The sequence below is a fragment of the Streptomyces solitudinis genome (assembly GCF_036323765.1).
In the GTDB taxonomy this organism is placed as follows: Bacteria; Actinomycetota; Actinomycetes; order Streptomycetales; family Streptomycetaceae; genus Streptomyces.
In genome coordinates this window covers 43741-58187 of record NZ_JAZDCW010000012.1, presented here as the reverse complement: position 1 = coordinate 58187, position 14447 = coordinate 43741, and the positions used below count along the sequence as shown (strand labels likewise).

The 14447-nt window shown below is 69.6% G+C and carries 14 protein-coding genes and 3 pseudogenes; 10 read left to right on the top strand and 7 right to left on the bottom strand.

The annotated features are described in order from the left end of the window. The first annotated feature begins 427 nt into the window (after nt 1–427). The 3 genes and pseudogenes from V1J52_RS24135 to tpg all read left to right on the top strand — a co-directional run bounded on the left by V1J52_RS24135 (nt 428) and on the right by tpg (nt 2780). Nucleotides 428–1714, top strand: coding sequence for an NAD(P)H-dependent oxidoreductase (locus tag V1J52_RS24135; RefSeq protein WP_330142081.1), 1287 nt, complete (start codon nt 428–430; stop codon nt 1712–1714). Between the two features lie 327 nt (nt 1715–2041). Then, nucleotides 2042–2221, top strand: a pseudogene (locus V1J52_RS24130) (hypothetical protein); the annotation flags it as partial. 4 nt (nt 2222–2225) lie between these two features. Beyond that, nucleotides 2226–2780 carry a telomere-protecting terminal protein Tpg gene (gene tpg, locus V1J52_RS24125; protein WP_330142080.1) on the top strand — a complete coding sequence of 185 codons (555 nt, stop codon included), beginning with the start codon at nt 2226–2228 and terminating at the stop codon, nt 2778–2780. 192 nt (nt 2781–2972) lie between these two features. Here tpg and V1J52_RS24120 read toward each other — a convergent pair whose 3' ends face one another. After that, the gene (locus V1J52_RS24120) at nt 2973–3170 is read right to left on the bottom strand and encodes a hypothetical protein (protein ID WP_330142079.1); all 198 of its coding nucleotides are present in this window, start codon (nt 3168–3170) and stop codon (nt 2973–2975) included. A 118-nt stretch (nt 3171–3288) separates the two neighbouring features. Here V1J52_RS24120 and V1J52_RS24115 point away from each other — a divergent pair, with 118 nt between their 5' ends. From V1J52_RS24115 to V1J52_RS24105, 3 genes are all read left to right on the top strand, one after another. After that, nucleotides 3289–5265: a helix-turn-helix domain-containing protein gene (locus tag V1J52_RS24115; protein WP_330142078.1), complete on the top strand. Its 1977-nt coding sequence runs from the start codon at nt 3289–3291 to the stop codon at nt 5263–5265. Between the two features lie 204 nt (nt 5266–5469). After that, a complete protein-coding gene (locus V1J52_RS24110; protein ID WP_330142154.1) occupies nt 5470–5775 on the top strand; it encodes a DUF6247 family protein in 306 nt (101 codons plus the stop codon). Continuing rightward, nucleotides 5772–6032: a hypothetical protein gene (locus V1J52_RS24105; protein WP_330142077.1), complete on the top strand. Its 261-nt coding sequence runs from the start codon at nt 5772–5774 to the stop codon at nt 6030–6032. Before V1J52_RS24110 ends, V1J52_RS24105 begins: the two co-directional genes overlap by 4 nt. A 125-nt stretch (nt 6033–6157) precedes the next feature. Here the strand turns inward: V1J52_RS24105 and V1J52_RS24100 are convergent, their stop codons facing one another. Then, nucleotides 6158–6658: a hypothetical protein gene (locus V1J52_RS24100; protein WP_330142076.1), complete on the bottom strand. Its 501-nt coding sequence runs from the start codon at nt 6656–6658 to the stop codon at nt 6158–6160. Nucleotides 6659–6780: 122 nt separating this feature from the next. Here V1J52_RS24100 and V1J52_RS24095 point away from each other — a divergent pair. Next, nucleotides 6781–7032 (top strand): annotated as a pseudogene (locus tag V1J52_RS24095) (IS30 family transposase); the annotation flags it as partial. A 149-nt stretch (nt 7033–7181) separates the two neighbouring features. On the opposite strand, the gene V1J52_RS24090 reads toward V1J52_RS24095, so the two are convergent. The 3 genes from V1J52_RS24090 to V1J52_RS24080 are packed head-to-tail and all read right to left on the bottom strand — an operon-like array spanning nt 7182 to nt 10206. Continuing rightward, entirely contained in the window at nt 7182–7583 is a 402-nt protein-coding gene (locus V1J52_RS24090; RefSeq protein WP_330142075.1) for a DUF6009 family protein, read from the bottom strand. Beyond that, complete coding sequence (locus V1J52_RS24085; protein ID WP_330142074.1) at nt 7580–9082, bottom strand: DNA primase family protein; 1503 nt, start codon at nt 9080–9082, stop codon at nt 7580–7582. The genes V1J52_RS24090 and V1J52_RS24085 overlap by 4 nt, the downstream gene beginning before the upstream one ends. After that, on the bottom strand, nt 9079–10206 hold the full coding sequence (locus tag V1J52_RS24080) for a bifunctional DNA primase/polymerase (RefSeq protein ID WP_330142073.1): 1128 nt from the start codon (nt 10204–10206) through the stop codon (nt 9079–9081). Before V1J52_RS24080 ends, V1J52_RS24085 begins: the two co-directional genes overlap by 4 nt. Before the next feature lie 532 nt (nt 10207–10738). On the opposite strand from V1J52_RS24080, the pseudogene V1J52_RS24075 reads away from it, so the two are divergent. Next, nucleotides 10739–11429, top strand: a pseudogene (locus tag V1J52_RS24075) (transposase); the annotation flags it as partial. 666 nt (nt 11430–12095) lie between these two features. Here V1J52_RS24075 and V1J52_RS24070 read toward each other — a convergent pair. Then, the gene (locus tag V1J52_RS24070; protein ID WP_330142072.1) at nt 12096–12665 is read right to left on the bottom strand and encodes a site-specific integrase; all 570 of its coding nucleotides are present in this window, start codon (nt 12663–12665) and stop codon (nt 12096–12098) included. Then, the gene (locus tag V1J52_RS24065; RefSeq protein ID WP_330142071.1) at nt 12653–13096 is read right to left on the bottom strand and encodes a hypothetical protein; all 444 of its coding nucleotides are present in this window, start codon (nt 13094–13096) and stop codon (nt 12653–12655) included. Before V1J52_RS24065 ends, V1J52_RS24070 begins: the two co-directional genes overlap by 13 nt. A gap of 62 nt (nt 13097–13158) precedes the next feature. On the opposite strand from V1J52_RS24065, the gene V1J52_RS24060 reads away from it, so the two are divergent. After that, the gene (locus V1J52_RS24060) at nt 13159–13638 is read left to right on the top strand and encodes a hypothetical protein (protein ID WP_330142070.1); all 480 of its coding nucleotides are present in this window, start codon (nt 13159–13161) and stop codon (nt 13636–13638) included. A 25-nt stretch (nt 13639–13663) separates the two neighbouring features. Then, the gene (locus V1J52_RS24055; protein WP_330142069.1) at nt 13664–14359 is read left to right on the top strand and encodes a hypothetical protein; all 696 of its coding nucleotides are present in this window, start codon (nt 13664–13666) and stop codon (nt 14357–14359) included. Nucleotides 14360–14447 lie beyond the last annotated feature (88 nt).

Genomic DNA, 14447 nt, shown 5'->3' with positions numbered 1-14447 from the left:
GGGAGCGGACGCATTGCGCGACGATATCGAGTGCGCCAGTCGGACCGTCAACTCCGTTGCACAGTGACCTTGTTCGTTGTTCGACTGCGTACGGTAAGCAGTCGAAAGGCCGACCACCAGAGCCCCACGCCGCTTTCGGCGTGACGCGCTCCGGCGGCTGTTGCCCAGCTTCGTGCCACCGACCTAGCCTCGCAATTCCCTGACGCATCGACAGGCATCGGAGATTCGCCATGCTGGTTCACGCCACTCCGCCGACGGGTGCGGCGCTCATCGAGCGGAAACAACCGAATGACGACCGCGGGATACCCACCCGCTCCTTACGCCCTCTCCGCTCGGGCGAACGGTGTGACGCGTCGCCTGGCCGCCGCGCGGGCGCCCCGCGCCCCGCCCGCCGACCCGGGTCGGCCGAGGTTCCGGCGGGCAGCCGATGATCATCGTCGACACCGCGCTGTGCCGCCGCGCGGAAGAGGATCGGCCGATCAGGGTCGGCATGGTGGGCGCCGGCTACATGGGGCGCGGCCTGGTACGGCATATCTCCGCCTCGGTTCCGGGCATGCGGGTCGCGGCGATCTCCAACCGCAATCCGGCCAACGCCGAACGCGCCTACAAGGAGGCGGGGCTTGCGCCCGCGCGGGCCGACACGGTGGACGCGATCTCGGCCGCGGTGGCCGGGGGCCGGCCTGTGGTCACCGAGGACGCGTTCGCGCTGATCGCCGCAGAGGGCATCGACTGTCTGGTGGACGTCACCGGTGCGGTGGACTTCGGCGCCCGGATCACCATCGCCGCCATCGAGCGGGGCCTGCCGGTGGTCACGATGAACGCCGAGCTCGACTGCACCGTGGGCCCGCTGCTCGCACACCGCGCCCGCTCAGCCGGGGTGGTGCTCACCGGGGCGGACGGCGACCAGCCGGCGGTGCAGGCCAACCTGCTCCGCTTCGTACGCAGTCTGGGCGTGACGCCGCTGGTGGCCGGCAACATCAAGGGCTTCCAGGACGAGTACCGCACCCCCACCACCCAGCAGCCGTTCGCCGACCGGTGGGGCCAGAACGTCCACATGATCACCAGCTTCACCGACGGGACGAAGGTCTCCTTCGAGCAGGCGATCGTGGCCAACGCCTTCGGCTTCACCGTGCCCCGGCGCGGCATGTACGGACGCGACCACACCGGCCATGTCGACGAGCTGACCCAGATGTACGACGTCGACGAACTGCGCGAGTCCGGCGGCATCGTGGACTACGTGGTGGGCACCAAGCCCGCCCCCGGTGTGTACGTCCTCGGCACCCACGACGACCCGGCGCAGCGCAGCTACCTGGAGCTGTACAAGCTGGGCCGCGGCCCGCTGTACGCCTTCTACACGCCCTACCATCTGTGCCACTTCGAGGTGCCGCACACCGTGGCCCGTGCCGTGGACTTCGGCGACGCGGCCCTCACCCCGCCCGCGGGTCCCCGGGTCGATGTGGTGGCCACCGCCAAGCGGGACCTGCCGGCCGGCACGGTGCTGGACGGGATCGGCGGCTACGACACCTACGGGGTGGCCGAGTCGCACGCCGTGACACGGGCGGACGACCTGCTGCCGATGGGCATCTCCGAGGGCTGCGTGCTGCGCCGCGCCGTCGCCAAGGACACCGTGCTCGGCTACGGGGACGTGACCCTCCCGCCGGGGCGGCTCGTCGACACGCTCCGCGCCGAGCAGGACAAGCTGTTCGCCGTCTGACCCCACCACGAGACAAGGAGGCGTACCCACTCCTCGCCACTCGCAACGTATAGCCCACCGGGGGGCTTGCGGCAAGGCCCCCGTGGTGCCGCAGAATCGCTGGCTCAGGCCAGGAAGTTGCGGAAAATGAGGGAATCACGACGTGCGTGCGGAGTGCCAGGCCCTGCACGCGGGCTCCACCCAGGTGCTCGTCTAAAGGATTCACCTCCGCCGGGATTTCTTGAGCCCACCTACACACTGGCCGAGCAACTTCTGTGCGAGGGCAGCTCCACTGTCCGGGGGACGCGTGGCGGCATCAGGTGGGTCACGTTTCCTCAGTGGGGAGCGGTGCCAGACGCCGCCTCGGGCAAGCCGCAGCCCGGCGGCTTCCGCCTCGGCCCCTCCCCGGGCCTGGCCAAGCTGGAAGGCGTCCAGTCGATGCTGTGGACGGTCGACCTGATGGAACAGGGCCTCAACCCCGCCCGCCACATCAAGGGCGGCGACGCCGTCCTGGACGAAGGAGAGTAGAGCCGTGGGGGAGATCGAAGACGCCATCGAGCGCGCCGACCGCGAGAACTTCACCCGGGAGCCACCCAAGACGTTGAAGGGAAGGGTCGGCTACCTGATCCGGCAGCTCGGCAGCGCGAAGGCCGTCGCCCAGGGGATCGGCGTCACCGCCGACTCCATCAACCGCTACCGCCGCGGCGCCCGCAAGCACCCGCCCCAGGACATCGCCGCCAGGATCGACGACGCCGTCCGGTTCCGCTGGCAGCCCCAGGTCCGTAAGCGCCGCCGCCAGCAGGCCGCCGCCACCGGGATCACGGTGGAGACCCGGGCCCGGTTCGGCTACACCGCACCGGTCGGCACAACCGACGACGGCCGCTTCCGCCGCCTCACCGTCCGTCTCCCCGCCGCGTACGCGCAGCGCCTCTTCGACGCCCGCGACACCGGGGCCAGCGACCAGCAGATGCGCGAGATCGTCGCCGAAGGGTTTAAGGAAGTCTATTTCCAGGACGGCGGAGGGCGCGCTATGGGGCTCTCGGAAGTGACCCTGAACGACATTGATTACTTCGATCTTGATTACTGAATTCGGCGTGAACGCATGCCCACCGAATTCCTGCTCCGACGTCACCGACTTCGGCGCCCAGGACAACATCGTCTTCACCGCGGCCCGGGGGCACCTTCCGTGAGGCGCAACGACTTGGAAGGAGAGTCCGCGATGGTGGTGCGGTACTGGGTGCGGGGCTTGGGACCGTCGGCCTGCGGCCGGTGGGCTGGTTCAGGCGAAGAGAGCGGCGAGGGCGCCCGCCACCACAGCGGCGAGGGTGATGACCGCGGCGAAGGCGGTGGCGGCTCGAGTGAGAGCGGCCGGGTAGGTGGCGCTGTCCAAGCGCGCGAGTTTGGCCGCGCCGACGGCGGCCAGCAGCGCGATGACGATCACGAGTGCGGTGGTGAGGAGGGCGACGGCGACGGTCACGGCAGGCTCCCGGTACATGAGATGGGGTGTCGTGGTCGAAAGTCGCGGAAACCCTGTCCGCCGGGGTTCGCCGGAGGAAGATGAACACCGGCGAACACGGCTGTGCGGGGGCGGGCGAATGCAGTACGAGCGGAACGGCAACGGCGGCAATCCGGCACTCACGGAGCTGCGCGGGAAGCTGAGCGACGGGCTGGCCCGCAACCGGATCAACAAGACGGAACTCGCCCGCCGGTCGGAGCTAGGACGTACGACCGTGTCGGAGGCCTTCCAGACCGGCGGGCCGGTGCCCTCGGCGCACACGGTGGAGGCACTGGCCCGCGCGTTGAAGCTGCCTGTCGGGGAGTTGCTGGCCTTGCAGCGGGACGCGGACGCAGGCGGGGGCGGGAAGCGGCCGGTGCCGGGCCGTCCGATCGAGCAGTGGGAGCCGCACGCTCTGGAAGTCCATCCGGCCGGGCCCAGCAGCGTCGCTGCCGGCAGAGATGCGCCGGGGGAGCGGGTGCTGCCGGGGTACGTCAAGCGCGGGCATGACCTGGTGCTGGCGGAAGCGGTGCGGGACGCTGCGGCTGGCCGCAGCCGGATGGTGGTCCTGGTGGGCAGTTCGTCGACGGGGAAGACACGGGCGTGCTGGGAGGCTGTGCAGCCGCTCGCGGACATGGGGTGGAGGCTTTGGCATCCCTTCGATCCGACCCGCGCCGAGGCCGCTCTCGATGACCTGCACCGTGTCGCTGGTCGAACCGTGGTGTGGCTGAACGAAGCCCAGCACTACCTCGGCGACCGGGAGGCCGGTGAGCGCATCGCCGCCGTACTCCATGGCCTGCTCACCACCCCGGAGCGTGGTCCGGTACTGGTGCTCGGCACCCTCTGGCCCGAGTACGCCGCCCGCTACACCGCCATGCCCTCCCCAGAGAGGGGAGACCCGTACAGCCGGGTGCGGGAACTTTTGTCCGGCCGCACGCTGACCGTCCCGGATGCATTCGACGCCCAGGCGCTGGCCACCGCGGCAGCCCTCGCCCGGGACGGCGACCGGCTGCTGGCCGATGCCCTCACCCGCGCCGACGCCGACGGGCGAGTGACTCAGGACCTGGCCGGGGCCCCCGAGCTGCTCAACCGCTACGAACAGGCGAGTCCTGCGGCCAGAGCTGTGCTGGAGGCGGCGATGGACGCGCGCCGCCTCGGTGTCGGCCTCAACCTGCCGCAAACCTTTCTCACCGACGCCGTCGCCGACTATCTCACCGACACCGACTACGACCAGCTCACCGAGGACTGGGCCGAACAGGCCTTCGCCGAACTCGCCGAACTGGTCCACGGCAAACAAGCCCCCTGCGCAACACCACCCCCCGGCCTCGACGACGACCGTCCACGCCCTCCCCACCTGCCGACGTCCCGCCCCCGGCGACTGCGGGACCGGTGTTCCGGCTCGCCGACTACCTCGAACAACACGGCCGCACCGCCCGCAGACCGCTGTGTCCGCCCGCTTCCTTCTGGCACGCCGCCCTCACTCACCTCACCCACCCGACGACCTGGACAACCTCACCACGGCAGCCGAGAAACGGCACCGCCTGCAATGGGCCCACCACCTCCGATACCGCGCCGCCGACCACGGCGGCACCGCCGCCCTGTACGACCTGGCCGCGATGCGGGAGGAGGATGGGGACCGGCAGGGCGCCGAGTACCTCGCCCGGCAGGCCGCCGACCACGGCAACCCTTCCGCCGCCCTGTTCCGTCTGGCCGCGATGCGGGAGGAGGCCGGGGACCGGGAAAGCGCCGAGCACCTCTACCGGCAAGCCGCCGACTACGGTATGGACAACGCTTTGAACGCAGTCGCTCCCAGTCGAGCCTTCGCAGCGCGGTGGCCCGACGGCCTAGATCCGGATGGCACGCCCACGCTGCCATGGCAATGATCCACGTCCCACTCCCTCTTGACCGCTACCTGGCACCACTGGTGAAGACGTGTGATGGGTGGCGTCCCACAGACCTACTCAGCCTCGTTGCTTTCCGCGTGGCGCGCCGCCGCGCTCGAACGAGCGTCCACGAAGTGGTTCACCCGCACCATTTCCCGTACGTGCCTAACGTGCCTGCACACAAAGCCGCCTGACCTGTGCGATCAACCGATATCCCTAGATAAGCACTGCGAACGGTCGTCTGCCGGTTCGGTGGGTGGGGCCAGAACTTTCCGTTCCCCGGGACCGCTGGACCCCGTTCAGGACACCCCGTAGAAGGGATCTGGCCCATGACCGCCTCCACGGCCACCCGGCGCGCGTACCGTGAGGTGACGACCCGCCGCCGGGAGGACCAGCCGATGAGCGCGCAGCCCGACCACGCACCCGCCAGCCCGTACGCGCCCGCGCCCGGGGCTCCGGCCGAACTCCTCGCCCAGCTGCGCGCCGACAAGCGCGCGGAGAAGTGGGTGCCAGCCTTCGAGCGCGAGTGGGCGGCCGCCCTCAAGGAATCCCGCCGCACGTTCTCCCTGGCCGGGCTCTACGAGGTCGTCCAGGACTGGCAGGGCCGCATCGCGCACGCACCGGCCGTCGACGCGTTCGTCGCCTCCGGCTACGACGACAGCGACGCCATCGACCTGGCGGAGCTCCGCCGCCGTCGCGGGTGAGCCCGTCGCCGTACGCGGTCCGCTTCTCCGCCCCGGCCGCGAAGGTCCTCGACGCCCTGCCCGAGCACGTCGAAGACACCATGTGGGACGTCCTGGACGCCGCCGCCGGTGACCCATGGGGCTTCGGCCAGTGGAACGCTGAGGACCCCGAGGGCGAAGACGTGCGTTACGCCTCCGTTGGCCAGCTCTCCCTCACCTACTGGGTGAACCGGCCCATGCGCCGCCTGACCGTCCTGAACATCGTCTGGCTCGGGTAGCCACCCGGTGACAACGCCCCGACCCCGGCATCGCAACTGCCAGGGACGGGGCGATTCGCATCGTAGCCACGGCCGTATCCACCGGCTATCCACGCGGGCGGCAACGAGTAACCAGTCGGGTACCGTCAACCGGCCCCGGCGGCCATGGAGGTGAAGGTCTCCCGCATGAGCTGGTCGGTGGCGCCGTCCTGTTCGACCAGGCTGTCGAAGAGGTCGACGAGCAGCCAGAGGACGAAGTTGTGGACCAGGGCCTCCTTCGCCGGGATCGTCCCGAACTGGTCGCGCCAGGCCACAGGGTCCATACCCAGGGCCGCGGCCATGAGGACGCCGGTGACCATCGGTACCTGGGCGGGGTCGGCCAGTTCGAAGCCGGGCAGCTTGCGGATCACGGCCGGGATCAGATCACTGAGCGGATCGAGGCGGTCCTCCTCTTCGCCGTCCTGCTGGCCGATGATGTGCGCGGTCAGCACACCCACCAGGAAGACCGCGCCCCGGGACACTTCCTCCCGGCCGTAGGTGTCCATCACGGCCTGGACACGCTGTTGCGCCTGCTGGCGCTCCTTCTCTGGCGTGCGCTTCTCTAAAATCCGGTACGAGTCCCATGCCGCGCGGACTGCCTCGTCCACGACTACACCATCACTGATCATGTGCTGACCGTAGTGAAGTCGGCGGACCGCGGGGGCGGTACTCGCACGAACCGTGCTGTTGACGGCGGAGCCGTTTCGCCCTGCTGGTGGGCACCGAGCTGGTCACCAACCACCGCGAGTTCACCGTCGCGACCGACATCCCGGTCTACTTCTGTGACCCGGCCAGTCCCTGGCAGCGAGGGAACGAAAACACCAACGGCCTGCTCCGTCAGTACTTCCCCAAGGGCATCGACCTGACGGTCCACACCCGTGAACACCTGGCCGCCGTCGCCGCCGAACTCAACGGCCGCCCACGCAAAACGCTCGGCTGGGGAACTCCAGCCGAGCGCCTGTATAGACTGCTCGCGGCCTGATCCACACGACTACGTGTTGCGACGACCCCTAGAAAGCACCATCGTGGCGGGGCACGGGCCTTCTCCGTACGGGGACTCGCGTCATCGCCGGTCGGCCTGAGGTATTGAGTCGGGGCTTCACAAGAGTGCCCATGAGCCGCCCAGCAGCTCTACAGCGGGAGTGTTATGCCCAGCTCGCGCATGGCGTCAGAGGGCGGTCCGCCTTCGGAACGTTCGGTCTTTCGGCCCTTGACCCCCACGCCCAGGGTGCGGGGGTCGACAGCTTCAGCGGGCGCGCCGGTAGCGTAGAGGCCTTCGGGCTCGCTGTCACGGTCGTGGGGCAGGAGCCAGAAGACTCGGCGGCGGAAAGTTCCTGAGGAGCGGGAGGCCTTGGCGCTTGTGGTGAGGGTGGCGTAGCCGACCATGCGGCCGTCGCGGTGGTAGGCGGGCTTGCCGCGGCGGGTGGGGAGGCGGTCCAGGCTCTGGCGCACGTAGTCCAGGGCGTCGATGTCCTCCAACCAGACCAGTTCCTTCTCGTGGCTGATCTCGTCTTCGGTGATCAGGGAGCTCATACCCTCTCCTCGTCGGCGAGCAGTCCGATGCCCGGGTAGTACTTGCGCGAGTTGGACAGGATCATCTCCTTAGGCGAGGCGAGTCCGGCCAGCTCACGGGCTCGCTGGGCGAAAGCGCGGGAGGAGATGGCCGTGGTGCCTTCGGCCTGGCACCAGGCCTTGTAGGCGGCATAGAGGCTGGCCTGTTCGGTGCGGTAGTCAGGGTTGAGGGCACAGCACTCGTCGAAGAAGCGGCCGGTGTGGTCTTCGGTCTCGGCGTAGGCGGTGGTGGCGATCCGTACGCGTTCAGGGCCGGTGAGGTCCTTATCGCCGGAGAGGTAGCGGCGGGCGCCGTCGATGAGCCAGGCCAGGATGCCCGGGCCTTCCTCGGTGACGAGGATGTCAGCGAGGTTGTCAATCTTGCGGTTGTCGGGGACGACGCGCTCGAAGGGGATCAGGCGCATGCGGCGCCAGAACGCGAAGCCGCCGGTGCCGACCTCGGGGCGGTGGTTGCCCAGCAGCCAGAGTTTGTGGGTGGGGTTGAAGCTGAAGAAGTCCTGGCGCATGCGGCGTGCCTTGATGCGGTCGCCGCCGGTCAGGAGCTTGACGCGGGCCTCGTCGAACTTGTCGCCGGGTTTGACTTCGGAGCAGACGATTACCCGGCGGCCATGAAGTTCGGCCAGATCTGTGGGGTGGCCTTCGTAGGGGCGCGCCATCAGGAAGCCGGGCGGCGCGGCGTCGGCATAGTCGCCCAGGAGCTTCATCAGGACGTCCAGCAGTACGGACTTGCCGTTCTTGCCGGAGCCGAAGAGGAAGGGCATGACCTGTCCCCCGACGTCTCCGGTGAGGGAGTAGCCCAGCAGCAGGTGCAGGAAGCCGGTCATCTCCCGGCCTTCGGCGTCGAAGCCGAAGGTGTCATCCAGAAAGCGCTGCCAGCGCGGGGTGGGGATCGACTGGGGACCGACTGTGGTGGAGCGGGAGTGGAAATCCTTGTCGGGGTCGGGAGTCTTCACCCAGCCGGTACGCAGATCGACGACGCCTGCGGGCGTGCACAGTGCGTACGGGTCGGCGTCCAGCAGGGAGGCGTTGAGCACCATGCCAGGAGCGGACTTGGCCTGGCTCAGCATCGCGTTGATGCCGGAGGTGGACAGGGCCCGCCGGCGGTGACGCTGGAGCGCTTGAGCGGTGTGCAGGCCACGAGGATCGGTGTCGGTGATGGCTTCCGCCAGGTCACCGGCGGCCCACAGAACCGTGTCGTCTTCGTCCAGCTGCCAACGGGTGCCGTCCCACCGGTACCATCCCATGCCCGGCACATGGCGGTAGTCGTGGGCGTAGAGCTTCACGAACAGCTTGGCGTTACCACGATCGGTAAGCGTGTCAGGCAACAGCCCGCTGGCCGTCGCCGCCCCGGACGGCTCATGGGTGGCCTGGGCAGGCAGCGGTGCCGGGCCCTGGGCGAGGATCTGCTGGGCGACGGCTTGCGCGTCGAAGAGCGCGTACTCGTTGCTGTGGGCGTTCACGTCCGGCGGCCCCTGCTCGGGTAGAGGGGGCGCCGGACACCAGCGGCCAGGCCGCTGCGAATGATGCCTTCACTGCGGCGTTCCTGGCCGGGGCGGGCGGCGGCTGCGGCGGCGCGCAGGGCCTGTTCGGCTTCTTGCTGGTCCAGGGCCCCGGAGGCGATGAGGCCGCCGAGAGTGAAGGCGGCGCGGTTGAGGGTGGTGGAGAACCCGGCGCCCTCGCTGACCTGCCCGCAGGCAGCGATCTCGGCCACCAGGGTGCTGAGCACGCGGTGACTGCGGTCGCGGCCGCCGCCGGCGGCGATCACGGCCTGCAGCGCGCGGGGCGGCACCTTGCGGGGCTGAGGTACGGCGGGAGCGGGCAGGTGGCCGGTGCGCTCGAGTTCGGCGGCCAGCCACGGTGGCAGGGGCGCGGGGGTGCGGGCACCGTCGAGGGGGGTGTAGGTGCCGGCTGCTGTGGTGGTGCCGGGGGCGATGATGTAGCCGCCGTGCGCCCTCACATCGACCTGCCAGGCCAGTGCGCGCCCTTTCCCTTTCGCGGAGCCTGTGGAGCACTGCCAGCGGCGGCTGTCAGCCGCCCGGTACCACACGTGCAGCCCGCCGGAGGGCGTGCGTACGCGCAGGGTGGAGGCGTCGTCAGCCGGGTGCGTCTGACCTCGCAGCGCTGCCAGCACCGCGAGGGTGTGGTAGCCGTTGGCCAGGCCGCCGAGTTGGATGTGGTCCCCGATCTGAATGCCGGGCAGCAGCCGGTCCCGGCTCGGGAGCTCGGTGGGGTGGGTGTCGATGTCGATGACCACCAGGGCAGCGGGGCCGCAGGCCACCCCGACTCCGAAGTCCGGCTGGCGCCCCCACCACTCTTCGATGCGCAGCGGGTCCAGGGTTGCGGCGTGGAATCCGTGACACCAACGGCCCTCGGGCAGACAGGCACAGAAGCCCGGATCATGGCGGGAAGCGTTGCAGGCGGCACAGTTCGCTGCGGGCGTCTTCCGGCCGGCCGCCAGGGGGTGAACCGGCCAGCCTTGGCTCACACACCAGCGGGCGATATCCAGCGGGCGGCGAGCAGCGACTGAAGCCCGCCGAGGCTCCTGCTCCGAGTCGCTGCGAGAAAACCGCAGCTCAGCAGGCATCCAGCTCCCCTATCAGCGACCCAAGCGACTCAACGACGGACACAGCCTAGCGAAAGCCCAGCCTGCGGGGGGTGACTGCACGCCGTGTCGAGACCCACCTCCACACCGGTCAGCGACCCAAGAACGAGCACAGCGACTGACCGTCGATCAGTCGCTCACCACATGCTGGAAGAAACCGCAGGTCAACCGCTCGAAACCATGCAGACAGCGACTGAAGCGACTCAAGATTCCTATATATGACGCGCACGCGCGCACGCGAATGTCCTGACATACGGAACCTAGAGTCGCTTCAGTCGCTCCCCACAACGAGGAAAGCCTCTGACCAGCGCTTTTACCCCGCTCCGGGGCAGCGACCGAGCAGGGCGCCAGTCGCTGGCCTCCAGTCGCTGGCCTCCTCCACCAGGCAGCTACTCAAGCGACTGAAGCGACCCACCCCACGACAAGATCCCACCTCCCCGGCAGACCAAGAAACAACAGGCACTTCTCCCTTCCCGAGAAGGCCGACGCTGGATAGCCCAGCCTGCAAACCTATGCGGCCCGCGTGATGCCGCACACGCTGCGGGCGCTCGGCGGGGAGGACGAGACGTTGGCCGAGCTGGAGATGATCGTCGGGTTCGTCGACGACCTGGCCGGTGAGGCTACCCGCGTCGCGAACCGGCCGCCCGGCCTACTGGCCCCGGTCCATCCGTCGCTGGAACGGGTGCTGGGGCCGCGGTTGCAGGATCCGGCCCCCCCCTCACGTTGCTGGAGCGGTTCGGGTCCCCGGCTCAGATCCGCAAGGCGGGCCTTCGGCGGCTGGTCACGCTGTTGCGGCCGAAGGCACCGAGGATGGCCGAGCGGGTGGTCGAGGAGATATTCGATGCTCTGGTCGAGCAGACCGTGACGGTCCCGGGGACCGAGGCGGCCGCGCTGATCGTCCCGACTGTCGGCCACCTCGCCGCCTACGTCAGTTTCGCCCCGGCGACCCGGAGCTCGGGCTCATCGATCCGTGGTGAACAGCCCTCCAGGCGGGGAAACAAGCAGCTCAAACGGGTTTTCTTCCTCTCCGCGTTCGCCACCCTGGGCGACCGAGCCTCCCGGACTACTACGACAAAAAGATCGCCCAGGGCAAACACCCCACCCAGGCCCTGCTCTGCCTCGCGAGGCGCCGGGCCGACGTCCTGTTCGACATGCTCCGCGACGGAACCTTCTACGAACCGCAGCCGTCCGCCGCGGTCACCTGACCTGCAGGTCTGCGAGGAAAAAGGGGTTGATACTGGTAGGAGTCTGTGATCAGGTGACCTGTAATTGAGGGCTTGCGCTGCCTACGATTACTGTGAGTATCCGTCAGGGGCGGTCTCGGGTAGCCCTTTGTGTTGCGGTGTCGGGATCGATGCCTCGGTGCCGTAGCCGCGCGCGGACCCGCTCCCAACGCTCAGCGGGCAACTGCCACCCGATCGCCGATCCGGTGTCACTCGCGGAGAAGGAGACTCCTGATCCCGTCGGCCCCCAGATCTCTGCGGAGATTGTGTGCGGCACGAGGGTGATGAACCATTCGCGCTGCCGTTCGTCCGTCAAGTCCAGGACAACGGCGGTCTCCCCTTCCCGAGCGCCCGTCGCGTCGGCGATGGCGGTGAGGGCGGCCTGGGCATCCGAAGGCCAGGGGAGGTCAGAGATGAGATCAATGTCCGTCGAAGCCGCGTCAGGTGCCACCTCCCGTATCACCTCTTCAACCACTGTCCGCGCTGTTTCGGGGTCGGTGCCTTCCCGGATGAAGAGGTCAAACGGACGTGGCCTATGGCCATCGCGGCTTCCAAAGGACCGTGCGAACTCGGTGAGCGCGCGCGTGAGTGAGTGTTTTGCGGACATCGGGCTGTTGTCTCCTCTGGTGAGGTTTTGCGCGGATCGTTTCATCGGGTGTGGTCGCCGGGTGCGTAGTTCTTCCAGGGGGCTCCGGCCTCGGTGGCGATGCGGGTGGTGCTCTTGTCGTGGTAGCCCAGGGCCTGGGCGATGACGGGGGCCGGCGCCTGAAGGACGAGCTGCCGGATAGCAGAGGTGCGGCCTTTCTCGACGGGGATGCCGAGTTCTCGTAGCGCGTCGCGCAGGGTGGCGGGGTTCATGGGCTGGCTTGCTCGGCGACCGGGAAACAGCCAGGGCGAGTTCTGGTTGATGGCGGGGGTGGCGGCGGGCAGCGCTTGGAGATAGTTGAGCAGCAGGTCGGCCACCGGCTCGGGCGCTGGAGTGGGCGGGTCGCCAAGGCGGAGTGCGACGTGCTGGCCGTCGTGGAGAACATCGTCGGTGGTCATGCGGACGATTCGGCTGACGGGCTGGGCGAACAGCAGGACCAGGCAGGCCGCGACCCGGACCCTCAGCGCGGTGCTGTCGTCGGCGAGGACCCGTTGTAGGGCGGTGATGCGTTGGTGTTGGCCCATTGGGTGGGGGTTGGTGGTCGGGCGGTTCGGGATGATCAGCCGCGGCATCCGGCGGCTGTCCATGCACCATCGCAGGAATGCCTTGCGGGGCGCCGGGTGGCGTACTTCTTCGCGTGCCAGGCATCGAGGTCGGTCTGGGTGCAGGCGCTCAGCGCGACGTGGCGGGCGGCGAGCCAGGCCAGGAAGGCGCCGGCCTGTGTGATCTGCTGGCGGCATTCCTGCGTCGTGCTGGTGCCCAGCGGGCCCTTGGCCGCCTTGGCGCGGAGCTTGCGGAGCTGGTGCCAGGTGGCGAAGTGCTGGAGCAGTCGGGCGTGTTCGGTGTCGGCGGTGGCGGCGAGTTGCTGGGCGAGCCACCGTTCGAACAGCAGGAGTCGCCGGTCGATGTGAGGCAGCACGCCGCTGTCCATGAGCAGGTCGCGCAAGTAGGCGGCGGTCCGCCAGTTCGGCAGAGCCTGGATGGCCTCGTGTGTGAGCGGCACTGTTCCGGTGGCGAGGTCTCCGGCCCGACGTCAAACAAGCCTTGGCCGACCAAGGTGTGAAGGTGCTGTCCGCCGGGACCGGACCGAACGCCGCCGACAAGGTCCTCCTCAACCGCGCCCGCCAGGCCGCCGCCAACGGCGTCACACACTTCACCGTCGTCTCCGCCGATGCCACCTTCGCCGGCCTCGCCACGCTCGGCGACCTGCACGTCCTTGCCTGGGACCGCCAGCCTGTCGGCAAGGCGCTCGCCGAGGCGGCGACCGTGCACCGTATCCCCCGCGACCGCCGCGCCTCCGCCCCGGCCTCTGAAGAGCCAGCAGCTGCACTCACTGTTCCGCGCCTCGCGCCGGCTCCCCAGCGCTCCGCCCCCGCACCAGCTGCCTCGCCGTCTCCCCCGCCGGACTCCCCACCCCTGCTGCGCTGGGGCGCGGCCGCCACCGCCGCTCTCTTCTGCGGCGGCCTTGCCTTCGGCGCCGGCACCGCGCTGGGGAGCCACCTCGTTCACCTCGCGCTCGACACCACCACCCGGCCGCGTCCCTGACCGACCTCACCCGGAAAGCCACCCCGTGAACAACCCCACCCTCTTCACCCCGGACTGCGACGAACCGGTCCTGGCGGCCGGCACCGCGGCGACCGCGTCCGTCGTCCACGGCGCGGTCATCATCAGTGCCATCGAGACCACCTGGCGCGAGATCCGGCGGCGCTTCGGCGATGTCCCGGACATCTCCGTGACCATCCCGCCCACCGCCGGCGCGCAGGACCCCACCAAGTGCGCAGCGCTGCGGACCGGCCGCCGCTTCGTGCGCGACGGGCACCTGGCCATGGAGCTCCAGGTCTTCTCCGGCACCCTCGCGCTCGGCGGCCGGCCAATGATGGAGGGCCTGCTGCACCACGCCGCGCACGGTCTGGCCCTCACCCGCGGCATCAGCGACACCAGCAGCGCCGGCCGCTGGCACAACAAGCGGTACGGGCGCCTCGCCCGGGAAGTCGGACTCACCCCGCCCACGCGGGCGGCGAAGGTCGTCGGCCTGGCCCACTGCCCGCTGGCCGACGCCGAAGCCTGGTCCGAGGTGATCGCCGCCCTGGACGCCGCGGCCGCCGTCCAGCTCGAAGCCACCGCCGAGTCCGCCGTCCCGCCGCGCACCGGCAAAGCCGGCTACCGCTTCCGGCAGGGGCCGCTGCTGTGCGGGCTGTGCCTGGCCAAGTTCCGGCCCGCCGACGACGCCGTACTGCCCGCGCAGACGGCCGGGGACGACGCGTGATCCCCGCCCCGCACCGGATGAAGGGAGGCACCCTCGTCCTGGGCGCGACCGGCCTGGGCTGAGCGGGCCCTTCGGGCCGTACGGCGGC

Bases quoted from the DNA above. Each gene is read 5' to 3' on its own strand.
- V1J52_RS24135 (WP_330142081.1), top strand. From the start codon at position 428: ATGATCATCGTCGACACCGCGCTGTGCCGCCGCGCGGAAGAGGATCGG.
- V1J52_RS24080 (WP_330142073.1), bottom strand. From the start codon at position 10,206: ATGCCTGCTGAGCTGCGGTTTTCTCGCAGCGACTCGGAGCAGGAGCCT.
- V1J52_RS24090 (WP_330142075.1), bottom strand. From the start codon at position 7,583: ATGAGCTCCCTGATCACCGAAGACGAGATCAGCCACGAGAAGGAACTG.
- V1J52_RS24110 (WP_330142154.1), top strand. From the start codon at position 5,470: ATGAGCGCGCAGCCCGACCACGCACCCGCCAGCCCGTACGCGCCCGCG.
- V1J52_RS24070 (WP_330142072.1), bottom strand. From the start codon at position 12,665: ATGCCGCGGCTGATCATCCCGAACCGCCCGACCACCAACCCCCACCCA.
- V1J52_RS24115 (WP_330142078.1), top strand. From the start codon at position 3,289: ATGCAGTACGAGCGGAACGGCAACGGCGGCAATCCGGCACTCACGGAG.